The organism is Grimontia sp. SpTr1 (assembly GCF_947387585.1).
Classification (GTDB): domain Bacteria; phylum Pseudomonadota; class Gammaproteobacteria; order Enterobacterales; family Vibrionaceae; genus Enterovibrio; species Enterovibrio indicus.
This window is the reverse complement of sequence record NZ_CANDOD010000005.1, coordinates 1-22,715: the sequence shown is the minus strand read 5'-3', so window position 1 is coordinate 22,715 and position 22,715 is coordinate 1. Positions and strand designations below refer to the sequence as shown.

The following is a 22,715-nucleotide window of genomic DNA, read 5'->3' as shown; positions in this document are numbered from 1 at the left end:
CTCGGCATATAACTACAAGCAATAATACTAAGCGTGTTCCTTTTCTTTTTACTAGAACGCGCGTTTCGGGAAGCATCGGTTAATCGCCGGTGGGAGGAATATAAATGGCTAAAAAACGACAAAGCTCTGTGATTCGTCGGATGTATGCCGGCTTTGCGGTACTCGCAGTGAGTCTGGTGGCAACCAACACCCTTAACCTTAAAAGTTCTCAAGACATCCACGACCAGCTAGAAGTCGTCACCTCAGAAGCACTTCCCCTCGTCTCCTTATCTAACGAAGCCAGTGTTAGCCTTCTTGCCGCAGACAAAATATTCAAAGACTACCTGACCAGTACTAATGGCTCACAAAGCGAACAAGTATTGGAAAACTTTGAAGCAGCAAGACAGAAGTTCGATACGGCACTGAACAACCTCTACCAAGCCTCTTCCGGTCAGGCAGAATTGGCTTCGCAATTGGAATCTCTGCGTGAGATCGAAAAACGTTACTTCTCTGAAGCATCGGTGGCGATTGGTAACTTCCAACGCCAGCAAACTGCAAAAGAAGAGGGTGTGACCGCCGCTCGTCAGTTCCAGCGCATGAATACGTCACTGGCTCTGGGTATGCAGGACTTCGTGGCGAATAATGGTTCCACGACGCTGAAAATCATTTCAAAAACCTACTTCAAAAAGCTTCAGGAAACGGAAACCCATACTTCCGACGCGCTGGCCAGCAACAAATTGGCTGATGTAGAAAAAGCCATGAACGGCAACCGCCGTAGCGTGAAGCAACTGAACTACTCTTTCCGTTCACTGACTTCACAGCTTCCAGAATTGAAAGAGAAATTCCAGAAAGACATCGATGCCTTTACCCGCGACGTGAGCCGCGAAGGTGGTGTCCTTGATCAGCACTATGCATACCTGGTTGCGACTAACGAGCTTTACACCAACATCGGTAATCTTGCGTCAGAAGTTGACAGTGCGATGGACATTCTCGACCAGTTCCGCGGCCAAGCGGAAAGCGTGATGTCTGCATCTATCGCACAAGCTAACGACACCTTCAAAAATGGTGTTCGCCAGACGATTTTCATTGGTGCGCTGATTCTGGCAATCACCGTCTTCATTGGCTGGCACATTGCTCGAAGCGTTCGTAAGCCACTGAGCAGCACCCTAAACGTTCTGGAAGCAATCACTGAAGGCGACATGACCCAGCGCATCGAAGTGAAAGAACACAATGAATTTGGCCAGCTGGCAGACCACATCAACACCCTGGCTTCAAATCTTCAAGGCATTCTGCGACAGCTCCGCGATGCTGCAGAAGAGCAAGCTGAAGTCGCAGCTGCGAACCAGTCCACCACGCAAACCGCAAAAGCTCAGCTTAATGAACAGCGTCAGCAAACCACCGCAGTCGCTGCGGCCATGACGCAAATGGAGCACTCAGTGCAAGACGTTGCAAACAGCGCGCGCCACACCATGGATAAAGTGATGGAAGTGAGCGATGCTGCGACGAAGGGCCGTGAAATCATGACCCGTAACATCAGCACGACCCACCAGCTTTCAAGCCGTCTGGATGATTCTGTTGCCGTGGTTTCCTCACTCCAAGAGATGACTGCGAATATCGAAACCATTCTGGACGTGATCAGCAACATCGCCGATCAAACCAACCTGCTGGCACTGAACGCGGCGATTGAAGCAGCCCGTGCCGGTGAACAAGGCAGAGGCTTTGCGGTGGTAGCAGATGAAGTTCGTGTCCTGGCGAAACGTACTTCCGACTCAACGTCTGAAATCGAAGAGATGATTAGCAAGCTGCAGACCCAGTCAAGCCAAGCGGTTCTGGTAATGCAGGAATGTGTGGAAGAAATGAGTAACAGTGTTGCGCAGGCGTCCGACGCCAATTCTGCGATGGAAGAAATTGAAGCCATCATCATGATGATCAGCGACATGAGCAGCCAGATTGCGCAAGCCGCTTCCGAGCAAAGCACCACCTCTGCGGATATCGCTCGCAACGTTGAGCACATCAGCTTTATTGCCGACAGCAGCTATACCGCCATGCAAGACGTGGCTGGCGCGAGTGAACGACTGGACCAACAAGCCGTTAACCAGAACGAACTGGTTCATCGCTTCACGGTGTAATCAAAAGCACCAAACAAGAAAGCGGGCTAAATGCCCGCTTCTTTATTGGTCTCTACTTTCAGATACCCATCAACTTTCGAGTGATCGCTGCCGCGCTGATCGCTTCACAATGGCTGTTATTCACTCCTGACCATAATGGTGTGAAATCATCCCTGCCTTCTTTTTCTGCTGCTGCACGCAGTGGTCCCATTTCAATAGAGGCAAAAGGAAACACCGGTGCTTTTTCACTGATACAATCCAATGCAGCCATGGCGCCATTAATGATTCCCCGCGCCGGACGGCCAGAAAACACATTGGTCAGCGCCGTATTTTTTGCTGCTTCCGACGTCAAAGCGCGACGGTGTAACGCCGAAGTGCTGGCTTCGTCACTCAGCAAGTAGGCCGTACCAATCTGAACCGCGTCTGCGCCTAAAGCCAGCGCCTGCACCACCTCATCGCGAATTGCGAGACCACCCGCCGCTATCACGGGCAAATTGATCGCATCGGCCACCTTGGGCAATAACTCCATGGTCGGCCGCTGAGAATCCAATGACTCAGTCAAAAACATTCCGCGATGCCCGCCCGCTTCAATACCCTGAACGATAACAGCGTCAGCGCCGTTGTCTTCCAACCATCGTGCTTCTTCCAACGTTGTCGCAGAGGAAAAGACTTTCGCCCCCCACCCTTTTACACGTGCCAGTAGTGAAGGTTCTGGCAAACCAAAATGGAAGCTAACAATAGGCGGCGCATAGTCCTCAATGGCATCAGCCATCTTGTGACTGAACGGAAGACGACTGGCTTTGTTTCCCAATGCAGACTCATCAATTCCATATCGCTGAAAGAAAGGTTTAAGCTGAATGCGCCATGCTTGGTGGCGCTCCGCTTCAAAGGGATATGAGGTATGACAGAAAAAATTGAGGTTATAAGGCTTATCGGTTCCCTCTTTCATGCGCTTAATTTCTTCAACGACGGCATCGGCATCCAGCATGCCACAAGGCACTGAACCTAGCCCGCCAGCTTTGCAAACCGCAAGCGCCAACTTGCTGTTTTGTACACCAGCCATGGGGGCCTGAATCAAGGGGAAATCCACACCAATCCATTTGGCAAAATCAAACTTTTCCATATTCCCAACCCCAATTTTCTATACATTTTCACCTATGCACCATCAAGGCTATACCTTACGTCAAAATCCCAGTTTAGCCCGTGAGCAACTCCTTAATTTCCAGAATCTTAACTCCCACCAAATGAATCATTATGCATATAAAACTGTTTTTGACTCACAACTATTCAAATGTGATCTAAGTACATGTTCGTAACATTTCGGGTTGTCATATTTCTTCCCTATGGCTTAATTCGAAAAAGAAAGCGCTTTCTTTTCGTTTTTTGGTGCCGAGACAAGAACGATTCGAAGGTCAATCTAAAAAATAAAAAAACCGACAGTGAATAACCGCACTCAAAGAAAGTGCGACTATCCGAAAGGGAGTTTGGAGAGTGTCAAGCAGAATCAACCGAGCTGCGCCTCATGGAGAGGAGTGGCTGAGCTACCTCAAGCAAAAAACACGTGATTTGGTGGATGCGAAGATCCATGGGATCTCTTTCAGCCCTTATGTTGATGGACAAGGGCCAGGGTCAAAGATCACTGAAGCACAAATCCACGAAAGGCTTCAGATTATCGCCCCACACGTCAATTGGATCCGTACCTTCTCATGTACAGATGGTAACGAGCTGATTCCAAAAATCGCCAAGGAGTATGGTCTCAAAACCATGGTTGGCGTTTGGATTGACGGCAAACATGAAAAAAATGAGGAAGAGCTACAGAACGCTATCGCAGTCGCACGTGAAGGCTATGTAGACATTCTGGGTGTCGGTAACGAAGTGCTGCTTCGCGAAGACATTCATGAAGACGAACTTATCAGCTACATCGAACGCGCGAAGGCAGAACTACCAGACGTTCAGGTGGGTTATGTGGATGCCTACTACCTTTTTGAGAACCATCCGCGAGTAGCTGATGCCTGCGAAGTGATCCTGACAAACTGTTACCCATTCTGGGAAGGCTGTCCGATAGACTTCGCCGTGCCATATATGAAGGAAATGTATCGCCGTGCCATAAATGCCGGCAAAGGCAAGCCAGTGATTATTTCAGAAACCGGCTGGCCTAACGAAGGGGTTCCTGAGCGTGGCTCAGTGCCTTCTGAAGAAAATGCCCTTAAGTATTTTGTTGAAACTTATGCATGGGCAGAAGAAGAGAACATTGATGTGTTCTATTTCTCGTCTTTCGATGAAGCCTGGAAGGTGGAAAAGGAAGGCGCGGTAGGTGCGTACTGGGGTCTTTGGGATAAAGACGGCAACTTTAAGTACTCAACCTAACAGAACACATTACAAGGCGCCCGCGGGTTATCCGCGGGCATAAGAAAACTAAGGTAAAAAGCGCTATGGAATACAGAAACGCCATTTGTTACTCAGGCTATCGTGAAGGTCAAAACCCTCGTGAGGGAATTTACCCAACGTACCAAGAGATCAAAGAAGACCTTCTTATCCTCTCCCACAACTGGTCTGCACTGCGTCTATATGACTGCGGCACTCATGCAAGACTGGTGTTGGATGTTATTCGCGACGAAGGACTTGATTTCAAAGTAATGCTCGGCGCCGATGTTGCGGCTGAAATGAACAACCCCAATTGCCCTTGGGGCGCACAATTCAGTGAAGAATTGCTGGAGAAAAACCGCCAGCACAACAAGGAAGAAATTGACCGCCTCATCGAGCTTGCAAACGCATACCCAGATATCGTGGGTTATGTATCAGTCGGCAATGAAGCGAGTGTTGAATGGACTGATCACCTGATCTCTGTAGAGAAACTGGTTGAGCACGTTCAGAAAGTAAAAGACAGCATCAGCCAACCTGTCACTTTCTGTGAAAACTATGTGCCTTGGACATACAAACTGGACGCACTGGTTGAAGTGATTGACTTCATTTCCCTGCACACATACCCAGTTTGGGAATACAAAACTATCGACGACGCGCTGGAATACACCAAGCAAAACTACCGCGATGTCGCCGATCGTCACCCAGGTAAGCCTGTCGTTATCACCGAAGCTGGCTGGGCAACAGCCTCGAATGGCCGCGGCATTGAAGCATGGAACGCGTCTGAAGAACTTCAGGCTGCTTACTATGACCAACTGCTGCAATGGACGCGCGATGAGAAGATCCTTACCTTCGTCTTCGAAGCGTTTGACGAGCCGTGGAAAGGTGACAACCACCCTGAAGAGCCTGAGAAACACTGGGGTCTGTTCAAGGTGGACCGCACACCGAAACTGGTCATGCAGTCTCTGTACGGTTGACTACAACGAAGGGCGGATTAACCGCCCTTTTCTTTTCCTGCCTATATCTGGTTTTCTCACGAGCAGGCAAACATCATCGAGATAACCTCATAGGCACAAAACGAATACCATTGAAATCTGATTCTTCACCTGTTGCCTCAAAACCTTGTGATGCATAAAACGCCAAAGCATTGACCGATGACCGAAGCGATATTTCCTTCGCACTCGTTGTTGTTAATACATGCTCTAACAGGCGTTTCCCTAACCCTGTGCCTTGTTCAGATTTGGCTACAAAAAGATGGGTCAGATAATTCCCTTCACGCAGCGCTGCAAACCCGACTACCTCATCCTTGTTCAACGCGATGACTGTGTAGAAGCGAGAATCATCAAAAGTGGTAGCAAGATCTGGCAGGATCCGGGATTTGAACTCATCCTGTCCTTGTTCATCAAACAAAGGAATAACGTCTGCTTCTGATACCGAGCTCACTAGTTCCTGAGCCGCTTCCAAATCCCTTAACACCACTTTGCGGATTTCCATCTTCTCTCCCTACTGTTGACCTTAAAACTTCGCTTTGATCTTCAGGACAAATTTATCGACCTGCTCCCTACCCGCCTTTTCGGCGTTATAAAGAGAAAGGAAAGTCACCTTACAGTCTTTCGCGCACGCACCTAAAATCGCCGTTTTCAATACGCGCTTCAGCGGCTTGTGCATCACCAGGTTATCCACCCACCAAGGTGAACCCAGTGTTGTCACTACTTTCACTTCTTTAAGGTTGCCCAATCTCGGCTTAATCGCTCCTAGTTCCGCATCATGATCGTAGGCATATCCAGGGGCCCATACGCGGTCAATCCAGCCTTTCAGCATCGCGGGAAAGCTGAACCACCAGGTAGGAAAGACAAGCACTAAGGATTCCGCCTCCACCAGCTGTTCAAGCTCTTTGTTAAGCTGACTTCGGTCAAAGTCTTCGGCGTAGTAACTTTGCCTTTCTTCTGCACTTAACACTGGATCAAAAACCTCGCCATAGAGATCCAGCAAGGTGATGTCATAGCCTTTCGACTCAAGGTGTTTAATCGTTTCCTGACAGAGGTAACTGCACAAGCTTTCCTTAAGAGGGTGCGAAAGCACCACCAAACACTTCATGACATTCTCCCTAGCTACATTACTGCTCGTTCTATCAAGACTTGGCGAACAAAAACGCGCCACACGACGCCATAAAGCCGCCGGACACCTTGTTCAGAATTTGCTTTTCACGCTTACTTTTCAGCATCTTGCCTGCTTTAGCTGCGGAATAAGCATACATCCCCAACACACCGCCCACACCTACGGTAGAAATCAGAAGAATGACACCCACATGCAGCCCACTGATTTGAGTGACGTCCACAAACGCGGGGAAGAAGCCCATGTAAAACAAGATTGCTTTGGGGTTAGAGAGACCGACCACAACTCCCGTCAGCAAGCTCGAAAACCTCGATGATTGCGAAGGAACAGATTCTCCGTCCTCAGGGACTTCTGCCGTCCAACTGACGTAGGCGAGCCAAAACAAATAAGCAATGCCGGCATACTTGATGACGAAAGACACTTCACCCAGCACTTTCGATAGTGCGGAAAGCCCTGAAAGCGCAAGGAAGATGAAAATGTAATCCGCAATCAGGATCCCTAACGCGAGCAACATACCCTGCTTCATTCCACTCCCCATCGAACGTGAAATCGTCGCAAACACGCTCGGGCCTGGAATAAGCGCGGACAGTGCCATAGCGAAAAACAGTGCGATACCAGAAGCAATGGTCATGATTCCTTTCTCCTTAACTACACAGTTTTATTGCCTGATAACCGCAATAAGATCGGTGAAATAGTCGTTGTCGCCAGATTGACTCAACAAGGTTGTCAACTGGCCGCGATGATGGGTTTGATGATTAAAAAAATGCAAAAGCACAGAGGCGAGATTTTCAGAATACTCTGCCCCTGCCGTATTTCGGTAGGTCAAACTGTTATTGAATTCCGACTCCGGAATAGACGCTACCCAGCGGGAAATATCATCATCAAGCGACGTTCTCAGTGCTTTCAAAGAGGCCAAGTCTTCCACTAGATACACTGTGTTACTTGGGGGTGATGGGTAACGGCTTAGCAACTGTTCAAGCATCACCTCGCTAGGAACGAGGGTAAAGCGATTCAGCCACAACAAATCCCCAGTCAGAATATGACTCATGGTATGAAAAGCAGAGCCAAAGAAAGCCTTTCTGTCTTCATACAAGTCTTCGTCACTGAGATTTTCCATATGACCCAGCAATTGCTCATTCATCCACCGGTTGTACTTTGCCATTAGCTCAAACTGGATTTTCATATCGACCCTATTTCCTTATATACCCAAACAACCTGAAGATGCCAGATTCAGCGAGATTGACTGGCGTTGTGATTGCGGCGTTCCTTTGCAGGTGTAGTCATCTCCATCAAAAAGGAACAACAAAGAGCACGGCGTCAGTCAACTCGCCCGAAGGGAGGCCCTCAATGCGCCCACTTCTTCGTTAAATTCCACGGAAATAGAACCACTATTCCTCGCAAAATTTGCCTCGAATTGAACGCATTGATGACCTCTGAATGCGAGCATCTTCAGGTCGTTTGGGTATACCTATTTCTTTCCAAGCGTTCGCTTCTCAAGCTCCACATTAGCGCGCACGAATTCATTCAGTTCCTTTACCGAGCGGATGACATACACGTTTTTGTTCTCGGACATGAATTCGAGCCTTTTCAGGAAATTGTCATTCCAGAACTTCGGCGACAGTTTGAGAAACTTGTAACTTTGCAAACTGCCTTTGAGCACCGAACTTCCATCAGGCCATCCTTCCGGTTTAATGAGCAAACCTTTCAGCAGTCGCTTGGTGACCAACCAATAGCTGGTCAGATAAGGCAGTTCGACATACACCAGCGTATCTGCCGCTTCCAAACGTTTGTTAAACGAACCGAGCAATCCCATACCATCCAGTATCCAGCTCTCCGAGGCCAGTATCTCATCATGCCGTGCTTCAAAACTATCGTGACTCACTTGCTCGCCATTTTTCTGATAAAGCATGGAGTCCAACTGATAGAGATCAATCCCGGTCTCAGACGCCAGTTTTTTGCTTAGGGTGGATTTACCGCTTCCCGGTTTTCCAAATACCGCTATTTTCTTCATGTCGCCTCCAAGATAAAACCAAGAAGCAGATAAAAGAAAACCCACCTCTTGGGTGGGTTCTGCAAATATAACGCGCGACAGCATCCCCACCATTAAGGGTCTGTTGACCTTTGATGATGGTTTTTTGCAGCAGTTTGTGGGGATTTTATGCAAGGCAGAGGCTTCGATGTGTAGCTAGCCTACATGAGAAGCCGATAACGCAGCAGAAAGTTCCCACAAACGCTGCCCGAAGGGTTCTGCTAAAAGCGTTTTATGCTTTGTTGAGGTGTACTTGCTTAGAATGACTAGGCTGCATACACCTCGCCGCGCCTAAAACGCTTTTCGCTAGAACAAAATTCAACCATCAAAGGCCAACAGACCCATTTGGAATGATGATAATTCGGATGAGTTTGAGCATTGAATTCGTTTTCATACACCTATAGTTGTCAATGCCAATAAGGAAGTCAACCATTAACCCTGTAAATACAGAGGATTACAACAATATCCTGTATTAATAGCTAACACTCGGTTAGCGGCAGTAAACATCCCTATTTGTCAGTTTATCTGGCTTTTCCGACTCTCATAAAAACACATGGAAACAGTAAAACTCGAGAAAGAAGATGAAATAAAAGCCCTTTTCCACTATCATCCTGCCGCCTGAGCGCAAGCGTTTGCTTTTTATTTCACATTCCTTGCCGACAGGCGCCAATCCGATATTTTAGCTATGGAGGGACGCCTTAATGACCACACTTACAATTACTCGCCCTGACGACTGGCATGTTCACCTTCGCGATGGCGAAGTGCTGACAGATACCGTCCGCGACATCAGCCGTTACAACGGTCGCGCGCTCATCATGCCAAACACCGTTCCTCCTGTGACCAACACTGAAATGGCGCTTGCTTACCGCGAACGCATCATGGCGCAAAAGCCTTCTGAGCAATTCGAGCCACTGATGGCGCTCTACCTGACTGACAACACCACACCAGACGAAATCCGCAAAGCGAAAGCCTCTGGCGCTGTTGTTGCTGCGAAGCTTTACCCTGCCGGTGCAACCACCAACTCGGATTCAGGCGTGACCAATGCGAAAAACATCTACCACGTTCTTGAAGCCATGCAGGAAGTCGGCATGCTACTGTTGGTTCATGGTGAAGTGACTCACCACGAGGTGGACATCTTCGATCGCGAGAAAGAATTCCTTGATACCGTTCTGGCGCCCATCGTTAACGATTTCCCTAACCTGAAAATCGTCCTTGAGCACATCACCACAGCGGATGCGGCAAACTTCGTGAAAAACGCGAACGAGAACGTTGCAGCAACCATCACCGCTCACCACCTGATGTATAACCGTAACCACATGCTGGTTGGCGGTATCAAACCTCACTTCTACTGCCTGCCAATTCTGAAGCGCAACACGCACCAGAAAGCACTTGTTGAAGCAGCGACCAACGGCAGCAAGAAGTTCTTCCTGGGAACAGATTCAGCGCCACACGCGAAAGGCGCGAAAGAATCCGCATGTGGATGTGCAGGTTCTTACACCGCACACGCAGCACTGGAGCTCTACGCTGAAGTGTTCGAACAAGAAGGTAAACTGGAGAACCTTGAAGCTTTCGCAAGTCAAAACGGCCCAGACTTCTATGGTGTGCCACGTAACACAGATACCGTAACGCTGACCAAAGAAGAGTGGCCAGTGCCAGATACCATGCCATTTGGTTCTGACATTGTCGTGCCAATCCGCGCTGGCGAAACCGTTAGCTGGAAAGTAAAGTAATTCGAAACAGCTAAGAACATCTCAGCGAACAAAAGAAGCCTGGCGACTTGCCGGGCTTTTTATTACCTTTTGATGAAACCCACTTCAACGATAATCCAGCCTGCCTGCTCCAAACCCGAAAAGCTTAACCACCCCTGATTATTTAGAAATTATTGAAACTGTCTTTACTTTTAGCTCATTTATCAATAATGAAGTATGCAATAACGTTTTCCCATCGCCACTACTCAGGCAAAACGAACAATAAGAATGGGAGAATGAAAGATGAGTCATGCAGCCATCATCAATGACCAAGCAGCAGTCAACGCTTTGGATCAAGCACGTAATCTCACGCTGCCTTCAAGACAAGAAATGTTAATGCGAGCACCTGTTGTTCAACAGTTTTGGGATAACAACCGAGAATTGCTCAGCAGCGCGTGGAGAGAGTGGCAGCTCACTGAGCAGGGCAATGCATTCAAGTTGGATGATTCTTTACTGAGTGCAAACCTCCGAGACGCGGTGAACAAAGCATGGGAAAACCCAAAAACAGAGTTGGATGTGAAAGAGCTGTGGGAACAAGTGGCTCCGGGTGTATTCCAATGCCAAATTTTCGACCCAGAACGTTTGGCAGAGCTCCGTGGTTATTTGGAAAACGTCGCTAACGCGGAAATTCCTTTGCGTCCTCCTTATGGCATCGCGCTAAACAGACACGGAGCTATGTTGGATAAACGCTCCGAAGGCTATCTGGCCGCACCGGAGTTTCAGGCGTTCTATCAAATCTTGATGGATAGATACATGCGCCCTGTCGCTCGACTGCTGTTTCCAGAAGTCATGGGCTATGATTCGCAAACCTTCGGATTTTCGATTCAGTATCAACCTGGTGTCGATACGTCACTGCGGCTACATACCGATGCTTCCGCGGCGACAATGAACATCAATCTCAACCTGCCGGGTGAAGCGTTCACTGGCTCAGAGATTGATTACTACGACCCAGCCACAGGTATGGTGCGCCGACTCAGCTTTGAACCGGGTATTGCAATGATTCACCGTGGCAGTGTGCCGCATGCTGCACAACCCATCACCAGCGGCTCACGCACCAACATCGTGTTGTGGCTATATGGCGATCGCAGGCAGATCCCTATTCGTGGTTTGACCCAAGAAATTGATGCGAAAGTGCGCTGGACAGTGCCAGAGTCAATCCCGGATAGTTACGCACCGTTTTAATGGAAATGTTAGATACAGAAAGCCCAGCATAAAGCTGGGCTTTTTATTTTTCAGTATCTTACAGTGCTACTTCTTAGGCATTGGCAAGATTTCAAACATGCCATCGAAGCTATCCAGCGTACCAGCCAGTTTCGTAAGCAACTCTGCATCACCTTTGACACCTGCCTGACCAGATTTAATCAGGTCTTCCAAGCTGGTTTCACCCAATACCACTTTGGTGAAGTCGGTTTTGTGAATGATGAGTTCAAAATCTACTTTTGGCAGCTCATCAACTTGGATGTTAGCCATGTTTGCATTAGACACTTCACCATAGTAACGCTCGCCCAAATCTGGGTGGTACACACCGAAGTTAAAGTCTAAGCCTGCTGCTTCTGCTTTCGGAGCATTCAAACTTACCGCGATGAAGTCGAGGAACATACCCGTTGGCGTATTCGCAATCACATCTGGTGACGCCAGTTTGATTGAAGGCTGAATGTCACCAGTACGCAGCTCAACGGCACCTTGCAGATAACTGTTACGCCATGCCATGGTTTCAGACTGATAACCTTGCTGCTCAAAGCTGTCTGCTAACGCAAAACGGTATTTGATGTTGCTTGGCTCACACTGAACCAAATCATTGAACAGCTGAGAAGCTTCCTGGTATTCACCCGCATTAAAGTGCTTCATACCCGCCTTGTAGAAGGCGTCCGCTCCCGCAGCTTCAACGTATACGCACGACTTCTCTGTGGTCTGCAGTGGGTTGGTGTTGACTGGGTTCATGTCGTGATATCCGAGATAGAGATTCACAACCGCTCGAGCGTTATGGCTGTATGAACCGTGATAGCCATTCGTGTGCCAGGTATCAATCTGAGATTGAGGAACAATCTTCTCGATTTCACGGCCTACGTCATGAATGGTCACACCATGGTTTGCCAGTCGCATCGCTTGGTTATGGATAAAGCCATAGTTGTCGCGCTGAAGCGTCATGTAGTCTGAGATTTCATTCGCTTCAGTGTTAGTATCATTCCACACTGGCGCTGAGTGAGCCGCATGGATATTGTCGACCAAGCCACTGTCGACAAAACGCATCTTCAGCTCAGTGAGGTACTTAGTCCAAACCAGCGAGTCACGAACTTTTGCACCACGGAAAGTGTAGATATTGTGCATGCCGTCATAAGTCAGCTCTGCTGTGTTCAGCGAGCGATACTTAGGCACATAAAGCACGATCTCAGCAGGTGCTTCCGCGCCAGGCATGTTGATGGCATGGAAGTCTAAACCATCAATGTTGATAACAGCCTCACGCTCTTGAATTTCCTGTGTGGGTGCCACCAGCGTCACTTCGCCGCGTGATGTCCCCAAACCAAGCGCGTTATCGACGATGCCTTTGGTGTTGGTGTCCAAGGTGGTGCCGTATTGATAGTTCGCACGACGTCCCATCGCAGTACCGGCAATCACGTTCTCGTCTGCCAGCTCTTTAATGAAGTCATTCGGCGCGTAAATTTCGGCGTCTGCCGCGAAATCGCCAGATTCAAAGACACCACGAGAGCCGCCAAAATGGTCGGCATGCATGTGTGAATAGATCATGCCGGTGATTTTGTGTTCACCATTAATTGCCGGTAGGTGCTGTTTCGCAAACTCCCAAGAAGCTGCTGCCGCTTCGCGTGAAAGCAGAGGGTCGTGAATCACATAGCCGTTCTCAGAGCGATAGACTGTCATGTTTGACAGGTCAGCACCGCGAATTTGGTATACGCCGTCAGTGACTTCATACAAGCCGCCTGCTGCATAGTTCAGCATGCCTTGACGCCAGATAGATGGGTTAACGGTTGGCGGCAGATCATCAACAGACATGTCAGTCATGTATTCGAAACGGTTTTTCAACTCGCCCGCTTCATGCGTGCCGAATTCAGCAATCAAACCACGTGTTGTGCGCTCGAACGCCGTAGTGTCTTCCCAAGGTAATGTTTTCGCTACAGCGGCATTTGCGTTAATGGTGTATTTCGAGGCAGGCTTGCCTTCATAGGTATCGATAGATGCATAGTCATTGGCAAAAGCGCCGAAAGACGCAACGATCGCGAGAGACAGTACTGAAGGGACGAATTGAGTTTTCATGTTGAACCTCTTGGGGTTTTCATTTTGGGTATGGGCTTAATCTAACGTGCAAACCCATAGCAATACATGCATGAAAATAGATTCAAAACATCACATTTTGTTATATATAGGGCAAATAGGAAACGCTATCGTGCTGAAGGGATGAGAGGTTTACCCGAGGTCGGTCATTCGGTTTTATCCATCAAGGCACTCTGGAACTGGCCTGCGAGCCCAAAGATGAGGAAAGGAAGTTAGTAACTGGCGACGAAAAGGCTCGTGACCTTACATTCAAGATATTGATGAGAATGACTATTTGGGTGCAAGCCCCATGTCATCCAGCACCATGAGAATTTCTTCTTTGCGGGTATTTTTAATTTCAATCCAGGAGATATTTTCCCGTGCGCCAATAATGGAATAGATGGAGTTCAGACCCATTCCTTTCATTGGTTTAATCTTGGCGTACAGCGCATAAGGGTCGATCGCCATAAAGTCTTGAACAGAATGAATGCCAACTTCCGCCAAGATTTCTTCGCTGCGTGGTCCAAAACCATTTAGCTCTCTGAGTCGTTTCGGCTGCGTTTCATAAGCATCCAGCAAGGCCATTTCTCCTTTTCCATTCGACACATAAACAGACTACACAGAAAAAGCCTTTAGTTAATCACGAAGCCCACTTCTTTGATTTCTTTATCAATTTCTGTGATGAAATAACGTGCAAGATACTCGCCTTCCACCTTGGTGCTTGTTTGCTTCCAAACAATCTGTGCAACATCATCGTTTCGGAGGACACCGAGAATTTGACGCTCCAGCGTTAAGGAAGAGAAGAAGTCAAATTCCTCCCATGCCTTGATAACGCCTGCTTTGTTTTCCGGATCTTCGGCTTCTTCTTTCGTTTGATAAACACAAAAAGCATCCCAATCCTTATCGTTGGATGCCTTCACAACCGCATCAATCATGGGTATGGCTATGGCCAAAATCTCATCGTCTGTTAACAAGGTTATCGACATATTCGTCGTCTCTTTTTGAGTGATGAACAATCAGACTAGGTGATTAAAAGGCTTTTTGTAGCCATAAATCAAGCGACTTTGAACAAAAAGACATTATTGTTATGAGCTGAAATGACTGCTACCAAAGTCATGTGCAAGACTCATTCACTGGCCAATGGCTTTCCCATACAGATCGATCTCTCCAAACCCACATACTTACCATAAGACTCGATTTCTTCGAAGCCGTTACGTCGATAAAACTCTACAGCCTTTTGATTCACCCTGCGCGTGGAAAGAACTGCATACTGATAACCTTTGTTTGCAGCAAGCTTTTCGAGCCCTCGCAGTAGAAAAACACCAGCACCTGAACAGTTTGAATACATGCGCTTTAGCTCGCAGGTTTGGTCTGAATGAAATCGAAACACACCACATGCGACAGCCTCGTTACCGAAGTACACCACGATACAACCATCACAGCTCAAATCGAAATCATCGGCAACGAACGAGCTTTCGCCGGAATCACCCGTGACATTGCCCAGCGAAACATTGAGTTCGTCGATAAGCGAAGTGAAATCTTTATGGTTAGGTGTCAAAGATTGGCTTTTGAATTTCATAGATCTGGTCATATTGATATCGAGGGTGAGCAGCGGTCGGTCAAAGGTTCAACCCATAAAGTAAAGGGACGCGATGTCCCTTGCTCTATCTGTTCTTGTTTTTTAAGACCGACTTAATCATTTTTCCGAAGTTCTTGTCTTTCGTTCTCTTTTCAGAGTAAGACATTTGATTAAATTCGGATTCTCTTTTCATCTTGAGGTAGTTCTTATACCGCTGTTCAGATAACTCACCCGTTTCGATGGCTTTCAGAATGGCACAGCCTTTTTCATTCGTATGCGAGCAGTTTTTGAATTTACAGTTAAGCGATAGCGCTAAGATTTCTGAAAAGGTTTCATCTAATCCCTCATCCAGCGACATGCTGCCGAGCTCGCGCATCCCGGGGGTATCAATGATCAACGCGCCACTCTCTAACTGGACTAACTGACGACTGGTTGTGGTGTGGCGGCCTTTGCTTTGTATTTTGCTCACCTCTTGGGTTTCGAACTCTTCACTGCCTAAGAGTTTGTTGAGCAGTGTTGTCTTCCCAACCCCTGATGAGCCCAACAAGCAATAAGTGCGTCCGAACTTCAACAGCTCAAGAATCGAATCCATGTTTTCCTGATTAAGACTACTAAATTCAATCACCGTTGCATGAGGAGCAATACTCAGCACCTGCGACTTAATGTCCTCAATCTCTTCTGTTGATAGAAGGTCACTTTTACTGAGCAGAACCACAGGCTCAATATTGCTCTCATTCACCATCACCAAATATCGCTCCAACCTTCGCAAATTGAAGTTTTCATTCAATGACTGGACAATAAAAGCAGTGTCAATGTTTGCAGCGATAAGCTGAACGTCGATTTGTTTTCCCGGAGCTTTTCGTTTCAGGAGTGTTTTTCGTGGAAAGACGCCATAAATAATGGCGTGTGAATCCTCGTCGTAAAAATCTGCATAGACCCAATCGCCCGTGGTCGGCAAATCGTTTGAGGACTCTGCACCGTAAAGCAGGTTTCCCGACAGTTCAGAAAAGACCTCCTCCCCGCCTTTTGTCACTGTGTAGCTGTTTTTATGCACGGAGACGACACGAGCAATACCATGGTTGGCTGCTTTGCTCTCGTCAATCCGGCTCTCGAACCAATGGCTAAATCCGATGCTTTCCAGCTTATTCGTCATTCTATTTCTCAGTTTTTATTGTACCTAACCGCACTATATTCAACGAATACGCTTTGTATTTCCATGACCAGATGTAAGAGGTGGCTACGTTTTTTGCACGATCAAATAGGTGTGTAACTCTGGGTATTGGTCATACTCCAAGTGTCTGATAATACAACCGAGTTCTATGAACAGATTTAAGAAACCATTGGTGCCAAGTGATGAGTAGTAGACTTCAGGCCCCATAAAATCATCTTTGTGGGCTCCTGGCTCTTCTGTACCACCGAACGAAAAAATGAATACCCCACCCTCATTGAGACGCTCGACGATCTTGGTCATAACCTGCTTTTGTTCAGACAAAGGAATATGCCAAATGCTGTCCCACGCGGTGATAAAGTCATACTTCTCGGAGGTTACGTATTCACAGATATCACCTTGAATGAAGTGAATCTCCGGATGTTTCTCTCTCGCAATCTTGAGCATCTCACTAGAAACATCCAAACCAGAAGGCGTAAACCCTTCGCTCACCAGCAGATCCATAAACCGGCCTGTGCAGCCACAACCAATATCCAACGCATTGCCCCGATGCTTTGCAAAGCTCATCGCTTTCTTATGCTGGGCAATACCATTGGTCATGTTGAAGCCCTCATCTGTCCAGAGATGAGTGATTTGATCGTAGGCTTTTCCTATCTGTTCAGGGTTCATGTTTATCTCTCGTTATGCATTGGGCTTCTCTTAAGCGCCTATCCTTTTAGCGCTTAATGCTTTGATGCGACAAACGCCCTGTACCAACTGCCCGTCACCACAAATTTAGGAAAGGTATAAAGTTGCTCAAGCAAGATTCTCGACATCGCATTTTTAAAGCTTGTAAATGGCTCTGCCGGGTTTGCCTCTTTGCTGTGTCCTAACCCCTGCAAACCGAATGAAACTGCCATCAAGAACACTGACATCAGCACAGCTATCAAATCAAGACTAAGTAGTGAAAACACAAAAGACGCAAACCCAGCGATAAAGCAGGGAACAAAGATGATATGGATAAGAAGGTTTTTCTTCGATTGATGAAATGTTGAATAGCCTTTCCATTGCCATTCAATGAGTTCTTTAAGGGGCATGTGTCCTCCGCGATTGATGCGTTTGCCTATCTAAAGGTGAAACTATAAACACGCAAATTTAATTGATGTTAGCGCTTCCTACCTGACAGATATTGCGCCCTTATGAGGTTTAAAATGCTATGGTCCCGCAAAAGACACGCGAGACAATTCACAACGCTTTATTGTGCTCGGATATGAAAGACGTGTTGAGCTTTGCTGCAACGAAACCCAATCGCTTCGTAGAACCCATGGGACTCACTTCTCTGCGCATTGCAGCGGACACGGATTTCACCGTCATTTTTATCCAAAGCATATTCGACAAGCGCACGACCTATACCTTGTCCGCGATACAGTGACGATACCACCAAACCGCCAATTTCATGGAAGCCCTCCGATGCCAACCTTTGAGCATAGAAAAGATGCAACCACCCAACAATGGAGCCATCGCATTCGGCAACATAAATATGATCATTAGGCGAAGAGAGAATTGCCAGAAGGTTGAGGAAAGATTGTTCGGGAGAAAGCTCAGCGTAGCCTAAGTGTTTTGATACCTCGCGAATACCATCAGCATCCGATTCCGAAGCAGCTCGAATCATGGTTTCAACCTGACAAAAAACCCGCTGATTTCGGCAGCGGGTTATTGGGATTACTTGAAGCTTTTAATGAGGTCGAGATACCGCACTTCATCGTCAGCGATTTCGCCATCGGCATCAGAAATTTCTTTCGCCAACGTTTTCGCTTTTTCTGCTGCGCCCAACTCAGAGAGCTCTTGCATCAGTTGCGACAGGTAGGCAGAAGCTTCCTCATCTGAACCATCGAGCACGCTGTTAATCTTACCAATGCAGTTACGTTGGAATGATTCCACACTGACAGTCGATTTCCACTCAATGGTTTGCAGAAGCTCATCCATGTATTTTTGCTCGGCCAACGCTACGCGGTTATCAATTTTGTAGAAAAACGTCGCGAGCTCAATGAGTTTTTCACTTGCACTTTGTTCGCTCTCAGCCAGCAATGAAGCCGCTTTACCCTGAAAAACAGCGATAATGTTCATCTTAGTTCTCCTTAACTCATTCTCAGAATCCGATGCGCAGTGGCAATTAAATTAAGTGTCGTTCTGGTTCTATTTCCACCCGCTAACTGGCGTTTACCATAACAAATCTAGTCAACGTGCGGATAGGGAAAGATGCGTGTTCTCCGACACATTATTGAGCAATGAATTTCATTGGGTTAGGTGCTGGTAGTATCGATTTGGCATTCGACAGGGATCGCCCTTTATAAGGCCACACCGACAATCATCCGCACCGCCAGCAGCGACAGTAGAACCTTAATCACTTTTACCACAAGCTCGTTCTTTGCCTTGAGGCGGAGCTTTGTACCCAAATAAGAGCCAATCACCGCACCCGCAACCATAAAACCAATCACAGAAAGTTCGGAAAGTAGTGATGTGGTGATAACAAGATACACGGGTATCTTTGCTAAATGGCTGATGGTCATAAACAGCGAGCTTGTCGCAATGATTTCATCTTTGCAGGCTAATTTTTTGGTTAGGACACTGAGTCCAAGCGGCCCCGTAGCACCAACGACAAGCCCTAAACCGGTCTGGAGAAACCCGATAAGATAAAAACTCTCATATTTACTGATTGCAGATGAAAAGTGCTTACTCCAAAGGTTGAGCAAGATATAAAGCCCAATAGCCAAAGGCACATATTCCATGGAGATATGCGACAAGCCATAGCCAATCACGACCGCGCCAAGAACAGAACCGATGACGAAACCCGGTAGCAAATCCCACCTAACCTTGCTGAGTGAAAACAGCATTCTGGAAGAGTTGCTCGCCAACTGCACAAGCCCATGTATTGGGATAATAAGGCTGGGTGCCAAGAATGAGGGAAGAATGGAAATCAGCAGCATACCACCGCCGAAGCCCACGACCGCAGCAACCATTGAAGTCGCTAAAGCGAGTATTCCTAATAGGATTTCGATACTTGAGCCTCCTGCGCTATGACGTCAGCATAACAGGGGATTATAAGGCGATATGTCTAAGACATGATGGCTTGGATCCCAAACAACGTCATGAAGACATTACGGAAAATCAGGATACCTCATTACGTGTTTTGTATTTCTTTTTCCCCTAAGTACTGCGAAAACCTTAACAGGTAACCATCAGGATCCTGCACCAAAAATTCTCTTTGCCCCGACAAAGACTCGTCCACCTCGTACCATGTCTCTTTTTGCTCTCTAAAGAGCTTGATGTTTGCAGCCTGAATACGTTCATAAACTGGGGAAATATCTGAGAGCTCAATTTGGAAGTTCACTCCCCTGCCTAGTGGAGCACTAAGTTCACCGGTCACCCACGCTTTGTCATGGATTTGCTCCAACATGATTTGAACCAGTTCAAGTTCAAGGTAGACAAAGTCAGGATTTTTCCTTTGGCTTCTAACTTTGAAGCCGAGGATTTCGCAATAGAAATGTAGGGATTTAGCAAAGTCCGATACTGATAGCTCCGGTACCATCGGGTTCCAATATTCTTTCATTTGATTTCTGTATAGGTGATGAGTTTATAAGTGATGACGCTGCGCCCGCCAAGAAACCGGGAGCGCAGCAAGGCATTTACCGATGCACAGTACTTTGTTCAAGCTAATTTCGTGTTTGCTCGAATAACTAAATTTCGTCACAGAACCGCTTAACGACTAACTCCGAACCAACACCCCCCATAACTATGCTATGCGATAAGTTGGTAGCGAATGGCCCTTCCCATATCTCATCCAAGGGCTTCGACTGTAAACTCGTAAGCAATGTTTTAATCAATGCCGCGTGTGACACGACCAGTATCTTTTTACCTTTATGCTCTTGCGAAATTCTCTTAATACAGGCGGTAGACCGAGCTTTTAAGTCATGAAAAGACTCTGCACCTGTCATTCGAAAGCAACCAGGTCGATTCCAGAAATCATAATAGTCCGTTGCAAATTGTTCTTTAACATCACTATGTTTCATGCCTTCCCAAGAGCCCATATTGATCTCTCTTAGCTCATCGGTCTCATAGATTGGGATATCTACGTCATTGACTAAGATCTTTGCTGTGTCAGAAGCCCTCGAACTTGTTGAGCAAAAGACAGCATCAAAGTTTAGGTGCTCTATCTTTTTTCGGGCAGCTACAGCTTGAGCCTTTCCAAGTTCCGTAAGCGGCGAATCTTTGAAGCCCTGCATGCGGCCTTCAATGTTCCATTCAGTTTCACCATGTCTAAAAATATGAATCTCTGTCACGTAAAGTATTCCTTACTTACAGCGCCGGATAACTAGAGGCGAGCAACCGATCAAGTGGCGAGTGACGCCTCACCGAACCAAAATTGATCATCTTAAACACGTAATCCCAATTTGACGCTAAAATTGCCGAGCGTTACGAATCCGCCTGAAGAGTCTATTGTGCAATTTTTTCGCGTAGAAGGTTTAAATTCTGCCAACTTTGTTTAAAGAGCGTTTTGAAATTCGAGGTTGGCTCAAACTCGACGACTACCCACTTAAGCCGATTAAGTTCACTAAGTTGTTCATATACTTCGGGCAACGGAACACTTCCCTGGCCTAGAGCAACAGACTCTGCATTGGCAAAGTCTCTTAAATGTAGGTGTGATACTTTGTCTCTGTGTTCATGAAGAAAGTCATTAATATTTACGTTAGCTAAATGAAGCCAACCAACATCAATACAAAGATCTATATGTTCAAAATGAAGCTCATTTTCAAGTATTAAAAAAGGAGTAGATGTTTCGCCACGGTTTATTAAAAATTCAAAGTCATGATTGTGATATTGAACTTTAATACCTTCTTTGGCATACAGTTCGGCCACACGATTTAATAAACCACATGTAGCCTTGAAATTGCCCAGACTTCTATCGTGCCATCCTAACGGACCAGAAACATACAGGTTTCGGCATTCATGCCGGCTTAAATAGCTTATTAGCTCATCATGTTTTACCAGTTGTTCTGGCGCAACATGCACCCCAACGCAATCTAACCCAAACTGATTAAGCTCTCTCTCGGCTTCTAGAAGGAAAGGTAATTCAACGCCATCATAACCAGTTTCACTTATAAACTTAAGAACGTGTGCCAAGTCACTTTTCAAGACTTTTTCGGGAATGCCGAATAACTGAGCGCCAATGTTCATCTACCCTCCAGTTGCTAGCTGTCTGTTATAAATGGCGAGTGTGGGTTTTGCGTGTCCACTAAATCGGGGGAGGTCCAGAATCACTCTTAAACAGATTGTTATATTTATGTTGCTTGCACTTCAATATCAAAATTAGCTAGTAAGAACTTTGTCTTCACAAAACTTCTATAGCGAGTAAGAACATAGAATCGATAGCAAACAACCGGCTTTTCCCAATCGCCATCTTCGTGAATTTCGTGGCAGTTAAATATACTTGAATGGTGCTTACAATAGTTTTTCAAAGAGTCATAGTCTTCTGATGACAATTCAGATGGAGGATTTTTAAACACTTCAAACAACATATTTTTAGTCGATGACGAGCATTCATCTAAAGCATTTTGGCTAGACGCCAGTTCATCTTGGAGGTGTTGTTCTAAAAATCCCTTGAGGTAAGGATTAAGCCTGTATACAGATTCATATTCGTTAACATCAATACTCTTTCTAATATATCCTGAATCTAAGAGACCATTCAAAATAGCAATTCCTTCTGGATCGTGAGAAAAAGATTGCTGACCTTTTGATAGTTCCTGCAACATAAAAACGGATCTTGGCTCAAAGTGTTGGAAAACTTCAGTAAAGTTACTAAGAAATTTTTCCTTTTTTTCTTGTTCTATTTTTTCCTTATGTGCATTTTCAATTTTTTCTTTAACTATATCAAACGAATACTTCTTCATTATTTTTGCAATAAAGTAAAAAGTTTCCCCGAGAATAGAACCTAGGCCAAAAACAACTATCGAAGTTGAAACACTATTTTCCAATGGCAAAGTTAACCCCATCTTTTCCAACAATCGAGTTAACTCAGGAAATGACATCCAAAGGACACCCATAATCACAAATTTTATTGATGTTTTCACCGATGTTAAAGATGATATCACCTTCAAAAATGCACTTGTTGTTTCCACCACTTTCTCCATCTAAATATAACGTCGCAATAACGGGCGCTTACCAAACCGCCCAAAACTGCTTTAATCCTTTGTATTCACAACACGTTGAAAAGCTACCGCATTGACAAAGCGTCCCTGTTTATAGCCTTGATATTCATTGAGCCTTCTCCTCCAGCTTAACCGTCTAGCTAAGCTGGAAGGCGACGAAACCCAAAAAGGAGAAG

Annotated in this window: 25 protein-coding genes; 5 read left to right on the top strand and 20 right to left on the bottom strand. The window is 46.4% G+C overall.

Annotation, left to right across the window (positions count from 1 at the left end; all coding sequences use genetic code 11):
• Positions 1 to 104: 104 nt before the first annotated feature.
• The gene (locus QL223_RS09780) at positions 105 to 2,108 is read left to right on the top strand and encodes a methyl-accepting chemotaxis protein (RefSeq protein WP_281544614.1); all 2,004 of its coding nucleotides are present in this window, start codon (positions 105 to 107) and stop codon (positions 2,106 to 2,108) included.
• Between the two features lie 58 nt (positions 2,109 to 2,166).
• On the opposite strand, the gene QL223_RS09775 is transcribed toward QL223_RS09780, so the two are convergent.
• A complete protein-coding gene (locus tag QL223_RS09775; protein ID WP_281544613.1) occupies positions 2,167 to 3,210 on the bottom strand; it encodes a nitronate monooxygenase in 1,044 nt (347 codons plus the stop codon).
• A 368-nt stretch (positions 3,211 to 3,578) separates the two neighbouring features.
• Here QL223_RS09775 and QL223_RS09770 point away from each other — a divergent pair, with 368 nt between their 5' ends.
• Both QL223_RS09770 and QL223_RS09765 read left to right on the top strand, forming a co-directional pair.
• The gene (locus QL223_RS09770; protein WP_281544612.1) at positions 3,579 to 4,454 is read left to right on the top strand and encodes a glycosyl hydrolase family 17 protein; all 876 of its coding nucleotides are present in this window, start codon (positions 3,579 to 3,581) and stop codon (positions 4,452 to 4,454) included.
• 65 nt (positions 4,455 to 4,519) lie between these two features.
• Positions 4,520 to 5,425, top strand: a complete 906-nt coding sequence (locus tag QL223_RS09765) for a glycosyl hydrolase family 17 protein (RefSeq protein ID WP_281544611.1) — start codon at positions 4,520 to 4,522, stop codon at positions 5,423 to 5,425.
• Between the two features lie 73 nt (positions 5,426 to 5,498).
• Here the strand turns inward: QL223_RS09765 and QL223_RS09760 are convergent, their stop codons facing one another.
• From QL223_RS09760 to QL223_RS09740, 5 genes are all read right to left on the bottom strand, one after another.
• Positions 5,499 to 5,942 (bottom strand): GNAT family N-acetyltransferase, encoded by a 444-nt coding sequence (locus QL223_RS09760; protein ID WP_281544610.1) that lies wholly within the window; start codon positions 5,940 to 5,942, stop codon positions 5,499 to 5,501.
• A 21-nt stretch (positions 5,943 to 5,963) separates the two neighbouring features.
• Positions 5,964 to 6,545, bottom strand: a complete 582-nt coding sequence (locus QL223_RS09755; RefSeq protein ID WP_281544609.1) for an NAD(P)H-dependent oxidoreductase — start codon at positions 6,543 to 6,545, stop codon at positions 5,964 to 5,966.
• A 34-nt stretch (positions 6,546 to 6,579) separates the two neighbouring features.
• Positions 6,580 to 7,194, bottom strand: a complete 615-nt coding sequence (locus tag QL223_RS09750) for a LysE family translocator (protein WP_281544608.1) — start codon at positions 7,192 to 7,194, stop codon at positions 6,580 to 6,582.
• 27 nt (positions 7,195 to 7,221) lie between these two features.
• Positions 7,222 to 7,746, bottom strand: a complete 525-nt coding sequence (locus QL223_RS09745) for a DinB family protein (RefSeq protein WP_281544607.1) — start codon at positions 7,744 to 7,746, stop codon at positions 7,222 to 7,224.
• A gap of 285 nt (positions 7,747 to 8,031) precedes the next feature.
• Positions 8,032 to 8,574 (bottom strand): adenylate kinase, encoded by a 543-nt coding sequence (locus QL223_RS09740; protein WP_281544606.1) that lies wholly within the window; start codon positions 8,572 to 8,574, stop codon positions 8,032 to 8,034.
• A 719-nt stretch (positions 8,575 to 9,293) separates the two neighbouring features.
• Here QL223_RS09740 and pyrC point away from each other — a divergent pair.
• Together pyrC and QL223_RS09730 are read left to right on the top strand one after the other, a co-directional pair.
• The gene (pyrC, locus tag QL223_RS09735; RefSeq protein ID WP_281544605.1) at positions 9,294 to 10,322 is read left to right on the top strand and encodes a dihydroorotase; all 1,029 of its coding nucleotides are present in this window, start codon (positions 9,294 to 9,296) and stop codon (positions 10,320 to 10,322) included.
• 261 nt (positions 10,323 to 10,583) lie between these two features.
• Entirely contained in the window at positions 10,584 to 11,522 is a 939-nt protein-coding gene (locus QL223_RS09730) for a 2OG-Fe(II) oxygenase (RefSeq protein WP_281544604.1), read from the top strand.
• A gap of 66 nt (positions 11,523 to 11,588) precedes the next feature.
• Here QL223_RS09730 and QL223_RS09725 read toward each other — a convergent pair whose 3' ends face one another.
• From QL223_RS09725 to QL223_RS09660, 14 genes are all read right to left on the bottom strand, one after another.
• Positions 11,589 to 13,610: an alkyl sulfatase dimerization domain-containing protein gene (locus QL223_RS09725; RefSeq protein WP_281544603.1), complete on the bottom strand. Its 2,022-nt coding sequence runs from the start codon at positions 13,608 to 13,610 to the stop codon at positions 11,589 to 11,591.
• 288 nt (positions 13,611 to 13,898) lie between these two features.
• Positions 13,899 to 14,192, bottom strand: coding sequence for a TfoX/Sxy family DNA transformation protein (locus QL223_RS09720; protein ID WP_002541387.1), 294 nt, complete (start codon positions 14,190 to 14,192; stop codon positions 13,899 to 13,901).
• Between the two features lie 47 nt (positions 14,193 to 14,239).
• Positions 14,240 to 14,542, bottom strand: a complete 303-nt coding sequence (locus tag QL223_RS09715) for a hypothetical protein (RefSeq protein WP_197076310.1) — start codon at positions 14,540 to 14,542, stop codon at positions 14,240 to 14,242.
• 191 nt (positions 14,543 to 14,733) lie between these two features.
• Positions 14,734 to 15,186 carry a GNAT family N-acetyltransferase gene (locus QL223_RS09710; protein WP_281544602.1) on the bottom strand — a complete coding sequence of 151 codons (453 nt, stop codon included), beginning with the start codon at positions 15,184 to 15,186 and terminating at the stop codon, positions 14,734 to 14,736.
• An 85-nt stretch (positions 15,187 to 15,271) separates the two neighbouring features.
• On the bottom strand, positions 15,272 to 16,339 hold the full coding sequence (rsgA, locus tag QL223_RS09705; protein ID WP_002541382.1) for a ribosome small subunit-dependent GTPase A: 1,068 nt from the start codon (positions 16,337 to 16,339) through the stop codon (positions 15,272 to 15,274).
• Positions 16,340 to 16,423: 84 nt separating this feature from the next.
• Positions 16,424 to 17,023 carry a class I SAM-dependent methyltransferase gene (locus QL223_RS09700; protein ID WP_002541380.1) on the bottom strand — a complete coding sequence of 200 codons (600 nt, stop codon included), beginning with the start codon at positions 17,021 to 17,023 and terminating at the stop codon, positions 16,424 to 16,426.
• Between the two features lie 53 nt (positions 17,024 to 17,076).
• A complete protein-coding gene (locus QL223_RS09695; RefSeq protein ID WP_002541379.1) occupies positions 17,077 to 17,430 on the bottom strand; it encodes a hypothetical protein in 354 nt (117 codons plus the stop codon).
• 158 nt (positions 17,431 to 17,588) lie between these two features.
• Positions 17,589 to 18,005 (bottom strand): GNAT family N-acetyltransferase, encoded by a 417-nt coding sequence (locus tag QL223_RS09690; protein WP_039850441.1) that lies wholly within the window; start codon positions 18,003 to 18,005, stop codon positions 17,589 to 17,591.
• 50 nt (positions 18,006 to 18,055) lie between these two features.
• A complete protein-coding gene (locus tag QL223_RS09685) occupies positions 18,056 to 18,460 on the bottom strand; it encodes a hypothetical protein (protein ID WP_002541377.1) in 405 nt (134 codons plus the stop codon).
• Between the two features lie 221 nt (positions 18,461 to 18,681).
• Entirely contained in the window at positions 18,682 to 19,374 is a 693-nt protein-coding gene (locus QL223_RS09680; RefSeq protein ID WP_275041003.1) for a sulfite exporter TauE/SafE family protein, read from the bottom strand.
• 140 nt (positions 19,375 to 19,514) lie between these two features.
• Positions 19,515 to 19,943 carry a VOC family protein gene (locus tag QL223_RS09675; RefSeq protein WP_039850439.1) on the bottom strand — a complete coding sequence of 143 codons (429 nt, stop codon included), beginning with the start codon at positions 19,941 to 19,943 and terminating at the stop codon, positions 19,515 to 19,517.
• Between the two features lie 127 nt (positions 19,944 to 20,070).
• A complete protein-coding gene (locus tag QL223_RS09670; protein ID WP_039850437.1) occupies positions 20,071 to 20,673 on the bottom strand; it encodes a histidine phosphatase family protein in 603 nt (200 codons plus the stop codon).
• Between the two features lie 154 nt (positions 20,674 to 20,827).
• Complete coding sequence (locus QL223_RS09665) at positions 20,828 to 21,568, bottom strand: sugar phosphate isomerase/epimerase (protein WP_281544601.1); 741 nt, start codon at positions 21,566 to 21,568, stop codon at positions 20,828 to 20,830.
• A gap of 104 nt (positions 21,569 to 21,672) precedes the next feature.
• On the bottom strand, positions 21,673 to 22,509 hold the full coding sequence (locus QL223_RS09660; RefSeq protein ID WP_002541372.1) for a hypothetical protein: 837 nt from the start codon (positions 22,507 to 22,509) through the stop codon (positions 21,673 to 21,675).
• Positions 22,510 to 22,715: the final 206 nt, after the last annotated feature.